The organism is Kitasatospora sp. NPDC058162 (assembly GCF_042884005.1).
GTDB lineage: Bacteria > Actinomycetota > Actinomycetes > Streptomycetales > Streptomycetaceae > Kitasatospora.
In genome coordinates this window covers 1-17639 of record NZ_JBHVUS010000005.1, presented here as the reverse complement: position 1 = coordinate 17639, position 17639 = coordinate 1, and the positions used below count along the sequence as shown (strand labels likewise).

The window sequence follows — 17639 nt, the reverse complement described above, 5'->3', positions numbered from 1 at the left end:
CGTCTGCGGCGCGGGTCCGGGTGGTGCGGGGGACGGGCAGACCCCGCTCCCGACACCCGAGCGCCCTTGGAGGCACCGTGTCCGTGGGAGAGACCCCGATCACCGTCGTCGGCAACCTCACCGACGACCCCGAACTCCGCTTCACCCCGCAGGGCGTGGCCATGGCCCGCTTCACCGTCGCCTCCACCCCGCGTACCTACGACAAGGCCACCGGGCAGTGGAAGGACGGCACCGCGCTGTTCCTGCGCGCCACCGCCTGGCGCGAGATCGCCACGAACATCGCCGAGTCCCTGACCAAGGGCATGCGCGTCGTCGTCACCGGCCGCCTGGTGCAGCACAACTGGCAGACGGAGCAGGGCGAGAACCGCTCCATGCTCGGCCTCGACGTCGACGAGGTCGGCCCGAGCCTGCGCTTCGCCACCGCCAAGGTCACCAAGGCCCAGCGCACCGGCGGCGCCCCGGTCCCGCAGCAGAACGACCAGTGGTCCACCCCCGCCCCGGCGGCGCCCGGCACCGAGTGGGCCGGCGCCCCGGCCGGCGGCCCCACCGAACCGCCGTTCTAGCCGAACCACGCTCCCCGAGCAGCACAAAGGGCCCCGCAGCAGCCGCCGAATCCTGGCAGAGAAAACGGCTGCTGCGGGGCCCGTCCGATCCCCTCGCAGAGACCAGAGGACTCCAGCATGCCCCAGTTCACCGACGGCACGCTCGCCATCGCCGACGACATCCACGACCGGGAGCACGCCTCCAACGGCAACTCCCGCTACGGCTCCTACCTCGCCCGCAACGCGCGCCTGCTGCACGACGACGGACAGCCGCTCACCGCCGCCGAGTTCGCGTGCAGCGCCTGGCAGATCGCCACCAGCCCGATCATGTCCCCCGGCTACGTGCGCATCCGCCCCGACGTGCACGCCGTCACCGTCGTCTCCGCCAACGGCGACAGCCGCGACGTGGCCCTGCGCATCGAGGTCCCCCTTCGGCACTCCGCCCTCGCCCACCGGCCGGACAGGCGCCTGGGCGACTGGCAGCCCGACCCGTGGGGCTCCGACCGGGGCTCGTTCTGGCGCTTGTTCGAGCCCGACGCCGACAAGGCCCTGCTCCTGACCACCGCCACCCTTCTCCTGCCCGTCCCCGACCACCTGCTGATCGAGCCCGGCTCTGCCGAGCTCGGGCCGATCATGACGATCGAGGCCAAGTCCGTGGTCAAGGAGCTGGCCGTCTGGGCCAACGCCCACGCCCACCTGGTCAACGACCTGCTCGGGGGCGCCCGATGACCGCGCTCACCCTCGCGCTCCGCCCGGCGGCCGAGTGGCTGCCCGCCCGGCCGTGGAACGGCATGACGGTGCTGGACGCCTACTGCAACATCGGCGGGACCGGCATGGGGTTCTGGCTGGCCGGGTTCGACGTCGTCGGCGTCGACATCCTCGACCAGCCCCGCTACCCCTTCCCGTTCCTGCGCGGAGACGCGGTCGAGACCATCGCCGCCCACGGCCAGCGGTTCGACCTGATCTCCGCCGGGCCGCCCTGCCAGTTCGACTGCACCCTGACCGTAGGCACCAACCAGGCCCGCCGCGACCGGTACGCGGACCTGCTGGAGCCCACCCGCGAGGCGCTGGAGTTCACCGGCCGCCCGTACGTCATCGAGCAGCCTCCCGGCCGCGCCTCCCGCCGTATGCGGATCGACCTCACGCTGTGCGGGGAGATGTTCGGCCTCAGGGTGCTCAGGCATAGGAACTTCGAGGCCGGCGGCGGGCTCCGGCTCGACCGGCCGTCGCACGTGCCGCACCGCGGCCGGGTCGCCGGGTACCGCCACGGCCGGCACTACGACGGGCACTACTTCCAGGTCTACGGCAACGGCGGCGGCAAGGGCACCGTGCCCGAGTGGCAGCAGGCCATGGGCATCCACTGGACCGACGTCCGCCGCGAGATCGCCGAGGCCATCCCCCCGGCCTACACCGAGCTGATCGGCCGACAGGCAGCCGCCCAGATCGGCGTCATGGACGAGGCGGTCGCGTCGTGACCGGCCGCACGCCGCCGCTCGGCGACAACCGGGGCCTGTGGCTGGTCGTCCTCGCCGCCGCCGCGGGTCGCTGCCAGTGCCGCGGGACCTGCGGCAAGAGCCACGACAAGGACGGCGGGCGCTGCAAGACCGTCCACGGCGGCTACGGCCGCCGCCACGGCACCGGCCCCGTCCGCCTCCTCGCCGCTCCGGCCGAACCGGCCGATCTGCTGCTGCCCACGCACAAGGCCGCCGCCCTGCCGAAGACCGCGCTCATCGCGTGGTGCCCGGAGTGCCACGACGCCACCCGCCGCGCCGCCGCCAAGGCCCAGCAGGCGGACACCCCGGCCGCCGAGCCGGACTCCCTCTTCTAGCCCGAGCTGCTCGCCCGGGGCCGACCGACCGCCCTCGGTCCCGGGCCCAACCCGCCGAAGGGATCGCCGTGACCGGCAACCCCCTGCTCAACGCCGCCCTCAACGCCGTCGAACGCGGCTGGCACGTCTTCCCCCTGCTGCCCCGCAGCAAGCGCCCCGCCCTGCACCCCGCCACCACCTGCCCCCGCACCGGCCCCTGCACCACCGGCCACCAGGGTTGGGAGCAGCGCGCGACCCTCGACCCCGACGTCGTGCGTCGGACCTGGTCGTACGGGCCGTATGGAGTCGGCCTCGCCACTGGCCCGTCCAACCTGGTCGTGGTCGACCTCGACACCCCCAAGCCCGGCGCCGTCCCGCCCCAGGAGTGGGCCAACGAGCAGGTGGCGGACGGGTTCGACGTGCTGTTCGCGCTGTGCGAGCGCAACGGCCGGCCGTTCCCCGACGACACCTACACCGTCATCACCCCCTCGGGCGGACGGCACCTCTACTTCACCGCCCCCGCCGGGACGGCTCTGCGCAACACCGCCGGTCAGCATGGGTCCGGGCTGGGCTGGCTGATCGACACCCGGGCCGGTGGCGGCTACGTCGTCGCCGCGGGCAGCACCGTCGACGGGCGCCGCTACGAGATCGGCTTCGACGCCGACCCGGCGCCCCTGCCCGGCTGGATCACCCGCCTGCTCACCCCGCCACCCAGGCCCGTCACCACGCCCTTCCGGCCCGGCCGCCGCACCCCGGGCAGCCGGCCCGCGTACGTGGACGCCGCCCTGCGCAACGAGACGGCGAACGTCGCCGACGCCATCGAGGGCACCCGCAACTGGACCCTCACCAGGGCCGCCCGCGCGCTGGGCCGCTTCGTCGCCAACGGCAAGCTCAGCCGGGGCGAGGTCGAGGACGCTCTTAAGGGGGCGGCCGAGCGGGCCGGCCTCACCGCGCGTGAGGCCGACGCGACCATCACCAACGCCCTGAACTGGTCCATCGCCCACAACCCGGCCGGAGACGCCGCATGAGCCTCCCGAACTCCCCCCTTAAGAGCACCAGGACCCCGGACCGGCCGGGCCCCGAGGACGGCGCCGCCCTGCTCGACGCCGTCGAGGCGTTCCACCGGCGCTTCAACGTCTTCCCCAGCGAGGCCGCGTACACCGCGGTCGTGCTGTGGGACGCCCACACCCACCTGCTCGACTGCTTCGAGTCCACCCCGCGCATCGCCTTCCTGAGCCCCGAGCCCGGATCCGGCAAGACGAGGGCCCTGGAGATCATGGAGACGATCACCCCGCGCCCGGTGCTGACCACCGACGTCAGCCCGGCCGCACTGTTCCGCACCGTCTCCGACTCCGACGCCCGCCCGACCGTGCTGTTCGACGAGATCGACACCGTCTTCGGCCCCAAGGCCGCCGGCAACGAGGACCTGCGCGGACTGATCAACTCCGGCCACCGCCGCTCCGGCGTCGTCCTGCGCTGCGTCGGCGACGGCGGAACCCAGACCGTCCAGCCCTTCCCCGTCTACGCCGCCCTCGCCACTGCCGGGCTCGGCGACCTGCCCGACACCATCATGAGCCGCTCCGTCGTCATCCGGATGCGCCGCCGCGCCCCCAACGAGCGCGTTGAGCCCTACCGCGAGCGCATCCACCGGGCGGAGGGGCACAAGCTGCGCGACCGCCTCGCCGAGTGGGCCAGCAGCGTCCGCGACCAGCTTCACGACGTCTGGCCGGAGCTGCCCGAGGGCATCAGCGACCGCCCCGCCGACGTCTGGGAGCCCCTGCTCGCCGTCGCCGACGCCGCTGGCGGCCACTGGCCCGAGCGTGCCCGCACCGCCTGCGTCGAACTCGTCACCGCCTCCAAGGCCAACGACAAGGGCAGCGTCGGCATCCGCCTGCTCGCCGACCTGCGGGACATCTTCGGCGGCGCCGAGCGGATGCTCAGCGCCGAACTCCTCAGCAGGCTCGCCGAGTTGGACGACGCGCCGTGGGCCGACCTCGACGGCAAGCCCATCACCGCCCGCGCCCTCGCCAAGATGCTCGGCGACTACGTCACCGCCGACAACGACCCCATCAAGCCCCGCAACATCAAGACCGGCCCGAAGAGCAGCGCCAAGGGCTACTACGCCGCCGACCTCGCCGACGCCTGGCTGCGGTACTGCCCGCCCCGCCCGCCTCGTCCCCAGGAAGCCGCTACCGCCGCTACTGCCGCTACCGCGCAGGTCAGGACCCTGTTTCCGGTAGCGGATACGCCCGAGGTAGCGGATACCGATCCGCTACCCGACGCCCCGGCCGCCGCCGCGCCGTAGGCCGCCCGCCGCTCCCGCCCACCCCGGCGGGAGCGGCACCAATCCGCTACCGCTACCCAATCCGCTACCCAAAACATGCCCCTGACCAGGGAGGTAGCGGCAGTAGCGGCAGTAGCGGATCCCAGAGAAGGAAGAGCGGAGCCCAGACTCCGCCCCTTTTCCGTGCCTCGATTCCCGGGAGTCGCCCAATGGCCACCGCCATTCCCGAAGCCCTGACCGTGCCCGAGGTCATGGCCGCACTCCGGATGAGCCGCAGCAAGGTCTACGACCTCATCCGCTCCAAGACGCTCAACAGTTTCAAGGAGGGCGGCCTTCGCCGCATCCCCGCCGAGTCCCTCGCTGACTACTTCCGCGCGAAGAAGGAGGAGAACGCCTGATGGCAAAGAAGCGCAACCCCAATGGCGCCGGCACCGTGACCCTCCGCAAGGACGGCCGCTACCAGGCCGCTGTCTACGTCCCGCAGCCCGACGGAACCCGGGCCCGCAAATTCGTCTACGGCAAGACCTGGACGGAGTGCGACGAGAAGCGCCAGGAACTCGTCCGGCGCGACCGGCAGGGCGTCCCGACGCCCACCCGGTCGGCCAAGCTCACCGAGTGGCTCCCCTACTGGCTGGAGCACTTCATCGCGCCGCACCGCAAGCGGACGACATACGACAAGTACGAGATGCACGTCCGGCTTCACCTGGTGCCGGTACTCGGCTCCAAGAGCCTGGAGAAGCTCGGCACCGCCGACGTCCGCAAGCTCATCAGCACCGTGACCAAGAAGGTGTCGGCGGCCACCGCCAAGGAGTCGCACCTGGTGCTCCGCACGGCGCTGTCCGCCGCCGTGCGGGACGAACTGATCACCCGCAACGTCGCCAAGCTCGTCCAAGCCCCCCGAGTGGAGTACCGAGTGACCAAGCCCTGGAGCCTCGACGACACGCTGGTCTTTCTGGAGGGATCCCGGCGGGACCCGCTGTACGCCGCGTTCGTCCTCGCCGTGGCGCTCGGCCTGCGGCGAGGGGAGATCCTCGGGCTGCACTGGTCCGACATCGACCTGGAGAGCCGCACCCTGACCGTCCGGCGCCAACTGCAGCGCCGGGACGGCGAGTTGTACGAGGACACTCCGAAGTCGCGTCGCCAGCGGGTCATCCCGCTGCCGATGATGTGCGTCGCCCCCCTTCGCTGGCAGCGTCTGCGGCAGGCCGAGCAGCGGCGCCTGCGGCTGGAGGCGGGGAAGGACTGGCCCGAGTCCGGCTCCGTCTTCACCACGGCGACCGGCCAGCCGATCGAGCCGCGGAATCTCACCCGCTCGTTCACGCGGGTGGCCAAGGCCGAGGCCCTGCCGCCGATCCGGCTGCACGACACCCGGCACGGCTGCGCGACGCTCCTGTCCGCCGCCGGCGTGGCACCCCGGGACCTGATGGCGATCCTGGGTCACAGCCAGATCGCCGTCACGATGGAGATCTACACGCACGTGGTGCAGGAGAAGCAGCGGGAGGCGATGCGGCACATGGACCGCCTGCTGAAGCGGCGCCGCAAGACCGACTGATGTCATCTGGAGATGTCAGAACGCCCCGGGCCATGGACGGCGCCGGGGCGTTCTGCGTTCTTCGACCCTCTGACCTGGGCCGGAAGCGGAGCCCCCTGTCGGGTTCGAACCGACGACCCCCGCTTTACAAGAGCGGTGCTCTGGCCAGCTGAGCTAAGGAGGCACGGTGGCCGTCCGCGATGGATCACGGCGGCACCGGGGGCAGTCTACCGGGCCGGGGTGGTGGGGTGGGGGGATATCCGGGGGACGGCCGGGTGGGCGGGCGTGATGGAACCGATGCCGAAAAGCGGGCGGAGGGGGCTGACAAGCGGCGGAAGCGCAGGTAGCGTCGCCGGGAGTCGGTGCGGTAGTGGTTCAGACCACTGACGGACCGACGGAGACGACGAACCCCCCTTTACTCGGATCGTCCGGCACGTTCCTGCCGGTGAAGGAGAGAACGACCATGGCTTCTGTCACGTACGACCAGGCGACCCGTGTCTACCCCGGGGCGACCAAGCCGTCGGTGGACGCGCTGGACCTGGAGATCGCGGACGGCGAATTCCTCGTGCTCGTCGGCCCCTCGGGCTGCGGCAAGTCGACCAGCCTGCGCATGCTGGCCGGTCTGGAGGACGTCAACAGCGGCGCGATCCGGATCGGCGACCGGGACGTCACCCACCTGCCGCCGAAGGACCGGGACATCGCGATGGTGTTCCAGAACTACGCGCTCTACCCGCACATGACCGTCGCCGAGAACATGGGCTTCGCGCTCAAGATCGCCGGCGTGAACAAGGCGGACATCCGCACCAAGGTCGAGGAGGCGGCGAAGATCCTCGACCTGACCGACTACCTGGACCGCAAGCCGAAGGCGCTGTCCGGCGGTCAGCGTCAGCGCGTCGCGATGGGCCGGGCGATCGTCCGCCAGCCGCAGGTCTTCCTGATGGACGAGCCGCTGTCGAACCTGGACGCCAAGCTCCGCGTCTCGACCCGTACCCAGATCGCCGGCCTGCAGCGCCGCCTGGGCATCACCACGGTGTACGTCACCCACGACCAGACCGAGGCGCTCACCATGGGCGACCGGGTCGCGGTGCTGAAGGACGGTCTGCTGCAGCAGGTCGACACCCCGCGCAACATGTACGACAAGCCCGCGAACCTGTTCGTGGCCGGCTTCATCGGCTCGCCCGCCATGAACCTGGTCGAGGTGCCGCTGGTGGACGGCGGCGTGAAGTTCGGCGGCTCGGTGGTCAACATCTCCCGCGAGGACCTGGCCGGCGCCCTCACCGACAAGACGGTGACCGTCGGCATCCGCCCCGAGCACTTCCAGATCGTCCCGGCGGGCGGCATCGAGGGCGTCGCGGTGACCGTGAACGTGGTCGAGGAGCTCGGCTCGGACGGCTTCGTCTACGGCACCACCCAGATCGGCGGCGTGGACAAGGACCTGGTCGTCCGCGTGCCCGGCCGCCAGATCCCGGCCCGCGGCGAGACCATCCACGTCGTGCCGACCGCCGAGGAGACCCACGTCTTCTCCACCGGCACCGGGGTCCGCCTCGGCCGCTGACCCCCGGCGCGCAAGCACCCACGCGGAGCCCGTCGGACCGTTCCCGGTCCGACGGGCTCCGTCCGTACACCCCCACGTCAACACGGTGCAGGGACGAACCCGGACACCCTGTCACTCGATGGCGTGACGGAGGGCGATCCCGGCCCTACCCACCGCTACTCTCCTGAGGGTGAAGCAGCTTGTGCGCCGTATCGGCCAGACCGTCGCCCTGACCCTGCCGGTCGTCCTGGTGACCACCGGCACCCTCGCCGTGACCAGGGTCCCGTGGGCCCCACCGACCGGGCTCGACCAGCAGGTCGTGGCGGCGTCCAGCGGCGACGGCGCCGGGATCGGCCGGTCGTCCACCGTCGCCACCAAGACGGACGGGCTCGCCCCGCAGGACTCGCTGCGGGTGGCGCTGCTGGACGAGCTGCGCGCCAAGAACCCCTCCGCCGCGCTGGACCTGCTGGAGCGCTCGATGCGCGAGCAGCCGGCGCTGACGCCGTACTGCACCTCGCTGGCCACCGAGTTGGGCAAGGCCGCGGTGCGCAAGTACCAGGGCGACGTGCAGCGGGCCCGCTCCTTCGCCCGCCCGGTCTGCGACGGCTCCTTCGCGGCCGGCGTCGTCGGCTGACGGTTCCGTCCTCGGCGGACGGGCGTCGCGTCGGCTGACGACGACGTCGGTCGACGGTTTCCCGGACGAGCGGTCCACCTGAGGCCCCAACCCCCGTCGGGCGCCCTATTGTTCAGGCATGACCGCTGACTCCGGCCCCGCCGCCGACCTCGCGTCCCCGCAGCCCCACCAGTCCCGGCCGACCACGACGCCCGTCACCCAGGCCGTGATCCTGGCCGGCGGCCAGGGTTCCCGGCTGCGCCCCTACACGGACGACCGCCCCAAGCCGCTGGTCGAGATCCCGGGCACGGGCACGCCGATCCTCGGCCACCAGCTGGCCTGGCTGGCCGCCGAGGGCGTCACCGATGTCGTGGTGTCCTGCGGTCACCTGGCCGACGTGCTGGAGGAGTGGCTCGACAAGGCCGACCTGCCGCTGCGGGTGCGCACGGTGGTCGAGGCCGAGCCGCTGGGGCGCGGCGGCGGGCTCAAGTACGCGGCGAAGGCGCTGCCCCGCCCGGACGAGCCCTGGTACGCCACCAACGGCGACATCTGGACCAGGTTCAGCCTGCGCGACATGGCCGCCTTCCACCACGAGCGGGACGCCGTCGCGACGCTCGCGCTGGCCCGGCCGCGGATCCCGTGGGGCGCCGTGGAGACCGACCAGTTCGGCAACGTGCTGGACTTCATCGAGGCCCCGCCCTCGCCCTTCCTGATCAACGCCGGCCTGTACGTGTTCAGCCCGGAGTTCGCCGAGCTGCTGCCGGACGTGGGCGACCACGAGCGCACCACCTTCCCCCAACTCGCCCGCAGCAAGCGGCTCGCCGGGTACCAGCTGCCGCAGGGCGTGTACTGGCGCGCCATCGACACGGCCAAGGACCTCACCGAGGCGGCCAAGGAGCTCGCCGCCTACCGCGACAGCTCCCGCTGAGCGAGCGCTGAGGGAGCACGGAACAGCCGGCCCGGCACGCGAACGGCCGGGAAGACCGACGTCGGCCGGGAAGCACGACGGCCGGGTGCTCCCCCACGGAGCACCCGGCCGAAGCGCGTCCGGCGGCCTCAGGTGGCGGTCGGCGTCCCCAGACGGGAGGACTGCCCACCGGTCTGCCCGCCGGCGCCGCCACCGGCCTGCTCACCCGACAGCCCGGCCAGCGGGCCGCTGCCGAGTACCGGCCCGCTGCCCAGCACCCCGCCGAGCAGCCCGGAGCCGCTGCTCGGGCTGGGCTTGGGCGCGGTGCCCGAGCCGCCGGGGGCCGGGCTCCGCTGGGCGGGCGCGGAGCCGGAGCCGGCGGCCGGGGCGGCGGGCGCCGGGGAGGCGCCGCCGGTCTCGGCCTTGCCGGTGTGCTTGCCGCTGGGCGTGGCTCCGGCCGACTTGGCGGGGGCCGTGGAGGGCGTGGCGGTGCTCGGCGTCGGGGTGGCCGGGCGGGGGGCGGCGGGCTGGGGCTGGGTGGACGCGCCCTGGCCGCCGGGGGCACCGGACGGGCTGCCGGACGGCCAGACCGGGGTGCCGTAGTCGCCGGCCGGGCGGCCGGGCGCCTGGTGCGGACGGGCCCCGGTGCGGACGGCCGCGCCGAGCATCGAGCCGAGCAGCAGGGTGAGGCCGACCACGACGGTGGTGACGACCGCGCCGCGGCGCAGCACCCGGCGGCGCAGGGCGCCGGGCGCGCCCGCCCCGATCCGGCGCCAGGCCTCCAGGTTGAGCCGCCCGTCGAGCGAGGCGAACGGCGCCCCGGCGATCAGCAGCGGGCTCCAGGCCGCGAGGAAGATCAGGTCCGGGGTGTCGTAGACCGGGACGGCCCGCCAGCTGACGGTGAACAGCAGCGCGGCGGAGAGCAGCATGGCCGCCCCGGCGGCGAGCCGCTGCCACAGGCCGAGGACGGTCAGCACGCCGACCACGATCTCGGTGAAGGACACCACCAGGCCGGAGCCGACGGGGTGGGCCATCGCGAAGCCGAGCAGCGGCTCGGCGACCTTCCACGGGTGCAGCGAGGAGAGCCACCGCATCATGGAGCCGCGCTCGCCGCCGTCGAAGTACACCGGGTCGCAGAGCTTGCTGAACCCGGCGTAGACGGAGAGCGAGCCGAGCACCGCGCGCAGCGGCAGCAGGACCAGGCCGAGGTCGACCCGGCGGCCGGGGTACCAGGCCTGCTTGCCGTCGGCGTCGGTGGCGGAGACCTCGGGCAGTTCGCCGCTGGGCGTCCAGCCGTGCGGCCGGCCGACCGGGCCGACGCCGGCGTCGGTGGCGGTGCCGCTGCCCTCGCGGGGCTGGCGGGGGACGGTCCGGGCGCCCGCGTAGGCGGGCAGCACCTGGGTGTCGGCGTCGTCGAGGTCGATGCCCGCGGGGGCGCCGTTGGTCCGTACCGCTTCCAGCAGCCGGGTGGCCGCGAGGTCGCCGGGGGCCGCCTGTCCGGTCCAGGTGACGGCGGTGACCCGGCCCTTGCGGCGCGGCGCGCCGCCGCCGGCCCCGGCGAGCGCCGGGACGGCGGAGGCGGGCACCACGACCTGCGGGGTGACCAGCGGACGGCGGATCAGGCCCTGACTGGCGTAGGGGTCGCCGAACGCGGCACCGGTGGACAGCAGTCCGGCCGGGGCCTCGATCAACGGCGACACCGGGGTGCCGAGCCGGAGCCGGAAGCTCGCCTGGGTGCTGCTGAGACGCGCGGGGTCCGACGGCACCTTGACGGTGTCGATCCCGGGGCCCGCCTCTATCCCGGTGCTGCCGCCGCCGAACAGGGGGCGCCGAGGTGTTCTGGTGTCCACGTCCACGCCCGTCTAACCGGGTGACGGCCGCTTAGGACACTCTCCCGAGTGGATGTCCGGCGCATACTTGAAGTGATCATGAGAAAAGCGATCGGACCCGGTCGGGCCCGATCGCTTTTCACTCGGATCGCGGAGAATTCAGAAGATCTCCTGCGGACGGGGGTCCGTCCGTGCTCAGCGCTTGGCGCGCATCCGGGCGGCCTCGTACAGCACGATGCCCGCCGCGACGCCGGCGTTCAGCGACTCGGTCAGACCGCTCATCGGGATCCGCACCCGCATGTCGCAGGTCTCCGAGACCAGGCGGGACAGGCCCTTGCCCTCGCTGCCCGCGACGATCACGACCGGGCCGGTCAGCAGCTCCAGGTCGCCCAGCTCGGCCTCGCCGTCGGCGGCCAGGCCGACGACCATCAGGCCGGCCTTCTGGTAGGCCTCCAGGGTGCGGGTCAGGTTGGTGGCACGGGCGACGGGCAGCCGGGCCGCGGCACCGGAGGAGGTCTTCCAGGCACCGGCGGTCATGCCGGCCGCGCGGCGCTCGGGGATGACCACGCCGTGCGCGCCGAAGGCGGCGGCGGAGCGGACCACGGCGCCGAGGTTGCGCGAGTCGGTGACCCCGTCCAGGGCGATGATCAGCGCGTCCTGGCCGGCGTCGGAGGCCTCGACGAGCAGGTCGTCGGGGTGGGCGTACTCGTACGGCGGGACCTGCAGCACCAGGCCCTGGTGGTTCATGCCGCCGGTCATCTGGTCCAGCTGCGGGCGCGGGGCCTCCATCAGCGGGATGCCGCGCTCGTTGGCGGCCTGGAAGGCGTCGCGCACGCGGTCGTCGGTGTCGATGAACTGCTGGACGTACAGCGCGTTGGCCGGCACGTCGCCCTGGAGCGCCTCGACCACCGAGTTGCGGCCGAAGACCAGCTCGGCGCTGCCCGCGCCGCCGCGGCCGCCGCGGCCGCCGGCGCCGGCCCGGCGCATGCCGGCCCGGGCCTTGGCGTCCCGCTCGCGCTTGATCGCGGCGTTGGCGGCCCGCTGCTTGGGGTGGCCCTTGCGCTCCTCGCCGGGCGGGGTCGGGCCCTTGCCCTGCAGCGCCTTCCGGCTGTGCCCGCCGGTACCGACAGCGGCCCCCTTCTTCGACCCGGGGTTGCGGCGGTTCCTGCGCTGGCTGTTGCCGGCCATGGCTGTACTTCCTGTCTGTCCGGCATGCCCGGCCGCTCCGCTCGGTGCGGCGGCGGCCGTCGGCATGCGCTACGTCATGCGGGAGGGCCGCACCGGTCCGGTACGGCCCACCCATCACCCCGATCGTCAGATGGGGTTACTGGCTGTTGATCGTCCAGCGCGGGCCGGACGGGGTGTCCTCGATCACCAACCCGGCCAGGCCGAGCTGGTCGCGGATGGCGTCCGCGGTGGCGAAGTCCTTGCGCTGACGCGCCGCCTGCCGCTGGTCCAGGACCAGACGGACCAGCGAGTCGACCACGCCGTGGAGGTCCTCGCCGCGCTCCGTCCCGGCCCAGTGCGGGTCGAGCGGGTCGAGTCCCAGTACACCGAGCATCGCACGGACCTCGCCCAGTCGCGCCACCACGCTCTCCTTGTCGTCCGCGTTCAGGGCGCTGTTGCCCTGGCGGACGGCGGTGTGCACGACGGCCAGCGCCTGCGGGACGCCGAAGTCGTCGTCCATCGCCTCGGCGAAGGCCGGCGGCACCTCGGGCGCCGCGTCGACCGTGCCGCAGCGCTCCACGGCCCGCTGGATGAAGCCCTCGATCCGGCCGAAGCCGGCCTCGGCCTCGCGCAGCGCGTCCTCGCTGTACTCGATCATCGAGCGGTAGTGCGGGGCGCCCAGGTAGTAGCGGAGCACGATCGGACGCCAGCGCTGCACCATCTCCGCGACCAGCACGGAGTTGCCGAGCGACTTGCTCATCTTCTCGCCGGCCATGGTGACCCAGGCGTTGTGCACCCAGAAGGCGGCGAAGTCGTCGCCGTACGCCTTGGACTGGGCGATCTCGTTCTCGTGGTGCGGGAAGATCAGGTCCAGCCCGCCGCCGTGGATGTCGAAGGCCGGGCCCAGGTACTTGTGGGCCATCGCCGAGCACTCCAGGTGCCAGCCGGGACGGCCGCGGCCCCACGGGGTCTCCCAGCTCGGCTCGCCCGGCTTGGCGGCCTTCCACATCGCGAAGTCGCGCTGGTCGCGCTTGCCGGTCTCGCCCTCGCCCTCGGGCTGGCGCAGGTCGGCGAGCTTCTGGTTGGAGAGCGCGAGGTAGTCGGGGTACGACTTCACGTCGAAGTAGACGTTGCCGTCGACCGCGTAGGCGTGGCCCTTCTCGATGAGCCCCTGCATCATCTCGATCATCTCGGGCACGTGCCCGGTGGCCCGCGGCTCGACGGTCGGCGACAGGCAGCCCAGCGCGCTGTAACCGTCGTTGAAGGCCCGCTCGTTCTCGTAGGCGATCTGCCACCACGGCGTGCCGAGCTCGCGCTCCTTGGCGATCACCTTGTCGTCGATGTCGGTGACGTTGCGGGCGAAGGTCACCTGGTAGCCGCGGTAGGCGAACCACCGCTGCATGATGTCGAAGTTGAGCCCGGACCGGATGTGCCCGATGTGTGGCGCCGACTGGACGGTAGCGCCGCACAGGTAGATCGAGACACAACCCGGTACAAGCGGGACGAAGTCGCGTACCTGGCGGGTGCTGGTGTCGTACAGACGAATGCTCACAGCGTCAAGCGTAGTGGGCGGCGGGGGGTGCCCCGCGACATTAACCGGGAACGGGCCGGGCATTCCCCGGGAGCGGCAGGACCCGCCGCCCGGGGAACCGCGGTTCGACCGGGCCGGTCAGATGCTGCCGACGACCTTGCGCGGCGTGAGCCGGACGACCACCCGGACGTCCTCCGGGCCGTCGAACAGGTACTCCTGCTCGCCGCGGTACTTGAAGCCCAGCTCGTTGATCAGCTCCCGGCCGCCCTCGGTGGTCATCGTCACCGCGCCGCGGACCTCCAGGTACTCGTACGGGCTCTCCGGCGGGTTGATCACGATCGAGACCCGCGGGTCCTTCACCAGGTTGAGGTGCTTGCGACGGCCCTCGACGGTGGAGAACAGGATGTCCTCGCCGTCCCGCTTGACCCAGACCACCGAGGACTGGGGGCTGCCGTCCGGCTGGATCGTGGAGATCACGGCGAAGCTCTTGCCGTCGACCAACGCCTTGGCGCGGTCGGAGAGTTGGGAAGTCATCGGGAACCTCTTCTCGTCGGCGGCGGTACGGCCCGGGGGCGAGCTCCGCACGGGCCCGGACCGAACCCTACCGATCCGGACCCCTGCGACATTCGGTGAACACCCGTCAGCACCGGTCTATTTCAGGCCGACCGGCCGACCCGCGGCCGACGTACGGATCAACGCCGTTCGTACACCAGGGCGGTGGCGATCGCCGCCAGTCCCTCGGCCCGGCCGGTCAGGCCCAGGCCGTCGGTGGTGGTGCCGGAGACCGAGACCGGCGCGCCGGCCGCCTCGGACAGCGCGGCCTGGGCCTCGGCCCGCCGCTTGCCGATCTTCGGCCGGACGCCGATCACCTGGACCGAGATGTTGCCGATCTCGAAGCCGGCCTCGCGCACCAGCCGGGCCGCCTCGCCGAGCAGCTTCACCCCGGAGGCGCCGGACCACTCCGGGCGGTCGGTGCCGAAGTGGGCGCCCAGGTCGCCGATCCCGGCGGCCGAGAAGAGCGCGTCGCAGGAGGCGTGCGCGGCCACGTCGGCGTCCGAGTGCCCGGCCAGTCCGACCCCGGCGTCCGGCCACTCCAGTCCGGCGACCCAGAGCGGGCGGCCGGCCTCGAAGGCGTGCACATCGGTGCCGATCCCCACCCGGGGGATCAGGGGCTCAGTAGGCATCGGCGGCCCTCCGGCGGGCGAGTACGGCCTCGGCGAGCACGAGGTCCAACGGACGGGTGACCTTGAACGCCTCCTCGTGGCCGGGCACCACGACGACCGTGCCGCCGTAGCGCTCCACCAGTCCGGCGTCGTCGGTGACGGGCACGGCGTCGGCGCCGCCGGCGGCCTCCTCGGCCAGCGCCTTGGCGTGCACCTCGACCAGGGTGGCCCGGTCGAAGCCCTGCGGGGTCTGCACCGCGCGCAGGGTGGCCCGCTCGGGCGTGTCGAGCACCGGCTCGGGGTGGCCCGGGTTCGGCTCGACCCGCTTCACGGTGTCGGCCAGCGGCACCGCGGGCACCACGGCCGGAGCCCCGGCCCGGACGGCGGCCGCGACGGCGTCCACCACCTCGACCGGGACGAGCGGGCGGGCCGCGTCGTGCACCAGGACGATCCCGACGTCCTCCGGGATCGCGGCCAGGCCGAGCCGGACCGACTCCTGGCGGGTCGCGCCGCCGGCCACCACCCGGATGTCCTTGCCGTCCAGCCCGTGGCTGTCCAGCAGGGCGACCACCTCGGCCACCCCGTCGGCGGGCGCGGCGACCACGACCAGGCCGACCGCCCGGCTGCGGGCGAGGGCCCGTACGGCGTGCACCAGGAGCGGCACCCCGCCCAGTTCCCGCAGGGCCTTCGGGGCGCCGGGCCCCAGCCGCTCACCGCGTCCGGCGGCGGGCACCACTGCTGCTGCGACTGCTGCTGCGGTGTTCAGGTTTCACTCCTTCGGCGAAGTGGGTATGGCCATGGCGTGCCCGGCGGGCGCGGGGCCCCTTCCGAAGAACCACTGGTCCACTGCCCGCCGCACAACTGCGCAGAAACGGTCTTGCAGGCCTGGACCGGCTCGGGTGGGGGGCGTCGTCCGGACACGCCTCAGCGCCCGGAGTGCCACTGCACCACCCCCGGACGGTTCGTCCTGGGAGCGGCACGCCGGCACCGGGCGCTGTGGGCGATGTGGGCGGAAGCCCGACCGCACTACGAGGCGAGCACCTCGTCGAGCAGCGTCTCCGCCTTGTCCTCGTTGGTGTTCTCCGCCAGCGCGAGCTCGCTGACGAGGATCTGGCGCGCCTTCGCGAGCATGCGCTTCTCGCCGGCCGAGAGGCCGCGCTCGCGCTCGCGACGCCAGAGGTCGCGCACGACCTCGGCGACCTTGATAACGTCGCCCGAGGCGAGCTTCTCCAGGTTCGCCTTGTAGCGACGGGACCAGTTGGTCGGTTCTTCGGTGTACGGTGCGCGGAGCACCTCGAAGACCCGGTCCAGACCCTCCTGGCCGACCACATCGCGCACGCCGACGAACTCCGCGTTCTCGGCGGGCACGCGGAGCGTCAGGTCTCCCTGCTGCACCTTGAGCACCAGGTAGGTCTTGTCCACACCTTTGATCTGGCGAATTTCGATGGCCTCGATCAGCGCGGCCCCGTGATGGGGGTAGACCACCGTGTCGCCAACCTTGAACGTCATGTGACAGGACCCCTTCCGTGGCTTTCCAGAATAACACGCCTCGCGGCGCACCCGAAGGGCGTTTTCGCAGGTCAGGGCCGGTCCCGGGGCTTGACAAGGACCCCCGTGACGTGCTGCGACCGATGTTCGAGAGGGGCTTCCCGCAGGTCGGAGGCGGTTCCGAGGTCCGGCGAAACCCTTGCGCAACACCCCCGCAACCATGATTGGATCTTGAGCTTTCGCCCCGTTCCGGGCCGTGACCCGATCGTTATTCGATCTTGGTCGAAGCTTGTCCTACTGGTGACCGGTTCATGCCATGGGTACCGCCGGACGGCCCCCGCGCGGCCCCGGGAGTGCGACACGGGGACCACCCCGTGAGGAGCGCATAAGTGAGGTCGATAATCTGAGACCTGACCTGTCGACACGTGACCTAGGAGTAGCCGCCGCATGAGCCGCAGCCTTCGACGCGGCAGCATCGCCGCCATCGCCGCCCTCGCCATCGCCTCGCTGTCCTCCTGCGCAGCCAGCAACACGCCGGACACCCTGCAGATCAAGCCGGACAACGCGGCGGCGACCCTTGGGACGAACCTTCGACTGAACAACATCGTGATCGTCACCGGGGTCGGCACCTCGGGTGACTACACGGGCCCCGCCAACGTGGTCGTGAACATCTCCAACACCGCCACCACGCCGGCCGAGCTGCAGTCGATCACCGTCGGCAACGCTTCCGCCACCTTCGCGGACGCGGCGGGTGCTCCGCAGTCCACCATCGTCATCCCGGCCGGCAGCTCGGTCGCGATCGGCGGCCAGGGCAACCCGTCCGCCTCGGTGAGCGCGGCGGCCGTCCACATCGGCGGCTTCGCCAACACCACCTTCACCTTCAAGGACGGCCAGAAGGTCGACGCCCAGGCCGGTGTGAACCCGGACCCGAGCCCGAGCCCGGGCCTGTACCAGGGCTTCGGTCCGACCCCGGCGGCCACGCCCTCCAAGAGCGCCTCCCCCGCCGCCACCGCCCCGGGCGCCCCGGCCACCCCGGCCGCCGGCACCACGCCGAGCGCCCCGGCCACCCCGGCCACCGGCACCACCGCGCCGGCCACCTCGGGTGCCCCGACCGCCCCGGCCACCGGCACCACCGCGCCGACCGCCCACTGACAGTGAGGATGTTCATGAGCGGTTTCCGGGCAGGTCTGACCCGCCCTCTGACTGACCTCGGGTCCTCAACGGGATCTGTCGGCCTCGTCCG

General features: G+C 72.6%; 19 protein-coding genes and 1 tRNA gene. 12 read left to right on the top strand and 8 right to left on the bottom strand.

Features of this window, described 5'->3' with window-relative positions; genetic code table 11:
* Positions 1-77: 77 nt before the first annotated feature.
* From ACFVXG_RS11575 to xerC, 8 genes are all read left to right on the top strand, one after another.
* Positions 78-563 (top strand): single-stranded DNA-binding protein, encoded by a 486-nt coding sequence (locus ACFVXG_RS11575; RefSeq protein WP_387926542.1) that lies wholly within the window; start codon positions 78-80, stop codon positions 561-563.
* Between the two features lie 117 nt (positions 564-680).
* Positions 681-1271 (top strand): hypothetical protein, encoded by a 591-nt coding sequence (locus ACFVXG_RS11570; protein ID WP_387926540.1) that lies wholly within the window; start codon positions 681-683, stop codon positions 1269-1271.
* A gap of 62 nt (positions 1272-1333) precedes the next feature.
* Entirely contained in the window at positions 1334-2017 is a 684-nt protein-coding gene (locus tag ACFVXG_RS11565) for a DNA methylase (RefSeq protein ID WP_387927131.1), read from the top strand.
* Positions 2014-2370 carry a hypothetical protein gene (locus ACFVXG_RS11560; RefSeq protein WP_387926538.1) on the top strand — a complete coding sequence of 119 codons (357 nt, stop codon included), beginning with the start codon at positions 2014-2016 and terminating at the stop codon, positions 2368-2370. Before ACFVXG_RS11565 ends, ACFVXG_RS11560 begins: the two co-directional genes overlap by 4 nt.
* 68 nt (positions 2371-2438) lie before the next feature.
* A complete protein-coding gene (locus ACFVXG_RS11555) occupies positions 2439-3377 on the top strand; it encodes a bifunctional DNA primase/polymerase (protein ID WP_387926536.1) in 939 nt (312 codons plus the stop codon).
* Positions 3374-4654, top strand: coding sequence for a DUF3631 domain-containing protein (locus ACFVXG_RS11550; protein ID WP_387926534.1), 1281 nt, complete (start codon positions 3374-3376; stop codon positions 4652-4654). The genes ACFVXG_RS11555 and ACFVXG_RS11550 overlap by 4 nt, the downstream gene beginning before the upstream one ends.
* Before the next feature lie 188 nt (positions 4655-4842).
* Entirely contained in the window at positions 4843-5031 is a 189-nt protein-coding gene (locus ACFVXG_RS11545) for a helix-turn-helix domain-containing protein (RefSeq protein WP_387926532.1), read from the top strand.
* Positions 5031-6185, top strand: coding sequence for a tyrosine recombinase XerC (gene xerC / locus ACFVXG_RS11540; protein ID WP_387926529.1), 1155 nt, complete (start codon positions 5031-5033; stop codon positions 6183-6185). The genes ACFVXG_RS11545 and xerC overlap by 1 nt, the downstream gene beginning before the upstream one ends.
* A gap of 89 nt (positions 6186-6274) precedes the next feature.
* On the opposite strand, the gene ACFVXG_RS11535 is transcribed toward xerC, so the two are convergent.
* A tRNA-Thr gene (locus tag ACFVXG_RS11535) sits at positions 6275-6348 on the bottom strand.
* 279 nt (positions 6349-6627) lie between these two features.
* Here ACFVXG_RS11535 and ACFVXG_RS11530 point away from each other — a divergent pair.
* The 3 genes from ACFVXG_RS11530 to ACFVXG_RS11520 all read left to right on the top strand — a co-directional run bounded on the left by ACFVXG_RS11530 (position 6628) and on the right by ACFVXG_RS11520 (position 9239).
* Positions 6628-7719: an ABC transporter ATP-binding protein gene (locus tag ACFVXG_RS11530; protein ID WP_387926527.1), complete on the top strand. Its 1092-nt coding sequence runs from the start codon at positions 6628-6630 to the stop codon at positions 7717-7719.
* A 169-nt stretch (positions 7720-7888) separates the two neighbouring features.
* Positions 7889-8332, top strand: a complete 444-nt coding sequence (locus ACFVXG_RS11525) for a hypothetical protein (RefSeq protein ID WP_350507737.1) — start codon at positions 7889-7891, stop codon at positions 8330-8332.
* A gap of 118 nt (positions 8333-8450) precedes the next feature.
* On the top strand, positions 8451-9239 hold the full coding sequence (locus ACFVXG_RS11520) for an NDP-sugar synthase (protein ID WP_387926525.1): 789 nt from the start codon (positions 8451-8453) through the stop codon (positions 9237-9239).
* Positions 9240-9367: 128 nt separating this feature from the next.
* Here the strand turns inward: ACFVXG_RS11520 and ACFVXG_RS11515 are convergent, their stop codons facing one another.
* The 7 genes from ACFVXG_RS11515 to ACFVXG_RS11485 all read right to left on the bottom strand — a co-directional run bounded on the left by ACFVXG_RS11515 (position 9368) and on the right by ACFVXG_RS11485 (position 16417).
* Positions 9368-11068: a DoxX family membrane protein gene (locus tag ACFVXG_RS11515; protein WP_387926524.1), complete on the bottom strand. Its 1701-nt coding sequence runs from the start codon at positions 11066-11068 to the stop codon at positions 9368-9370.
* A 174-nt stretch (positions 11069-11242) separates the two neighbouring features.
* On the bottom strand, positions 11243-12235 hold the full coding sequence (gene rlmB / locus ACFVXG_RS11510) for a 23S rRNA (guanosine(2251)-2'-O)-methyltransferase RlmB (protein WP_387926522.1): 993 nt from the start codon (positions 12233-12235) through the stop codon (positions 11243-11245).
* Positions 12236-12371: 136 nt separating this feature from the next.
* Complete coding sequence (cysS, locus tag ACFVXG_RS11505; protein WP_387926520.1) at positions 12372-13766, bottom strand: cysteine--tRNA ligase; 1395 nt, start codon at positions 13764-13766, stop codon at positions 12372-12374.
* Between the two features lie 117 nt (positions 13767-13883).
* Positions 13884-14279 (bottom strand): PPOX class F420-dependent oxidoreductase, encoded by a 396-nt coding sequence (locus tag ACFVXG_RS11500; protein WP_387926519.1) that lies wholly within the window; start codon positions 14277-14279, stop codon positions 13884-13886.
* 158 nt (positions 14280-14437) lie between these two features.
* On the bottom strand, positions 14438-14929 hold the full coding sequence (ispF, locus tag ACFVXG_RS11495; protein ID WP_350507743.1) for a 2-C-methyl-D-erythritol 2,4-cyclodiphosphate synthase: 492 nt from the start codon (positions 14927-14929) through the stop codon (positions 14438-14440).
* Positions 14919-15674, bottom strand: coding sequence for a 2-C-methyl-D-erythritol 4-phosphate cytidylyltransferase (gene ispD, locus ACFVXG_RS11490; protein WP_387927129.1), 756 nt, complete (start codon positions 15672-15674; stop codon positions 14919-14921). The genes ispF and ispD overlap by 11 nt, the downstream gene beginning before the upstream one ends.
* A 260-nt stretch (positions 15675-15934) precedes the next feature.
* Complete coding sequence (locus ACFVXG_RS11485; protein ID WP_030244332.1) at positions 15935-16417, bottom strand: CarD family transcriptional regulator; 483 nt, start codon at positions 16415-16417, stop codon at positions 15935-15937.
* 426 nt (positions 16418-16843) lie between these two features.
* Between ACFVXG_RS11485 and ACFVXG_RS11480 the strand changes: the two genes are divergently transcribed.
* Complete coding sequence (locus ACFVXG_RS11480; RefSeq protein WP_387926517.1) at positions 16844-17548, top strand: DUF461 domain-containing protein; 705 nt, start codon at positions 16844-16846, stop codon at positions 17546-17548.
* Positions 17549-17639: the final 91 nt, after the last annotated feature.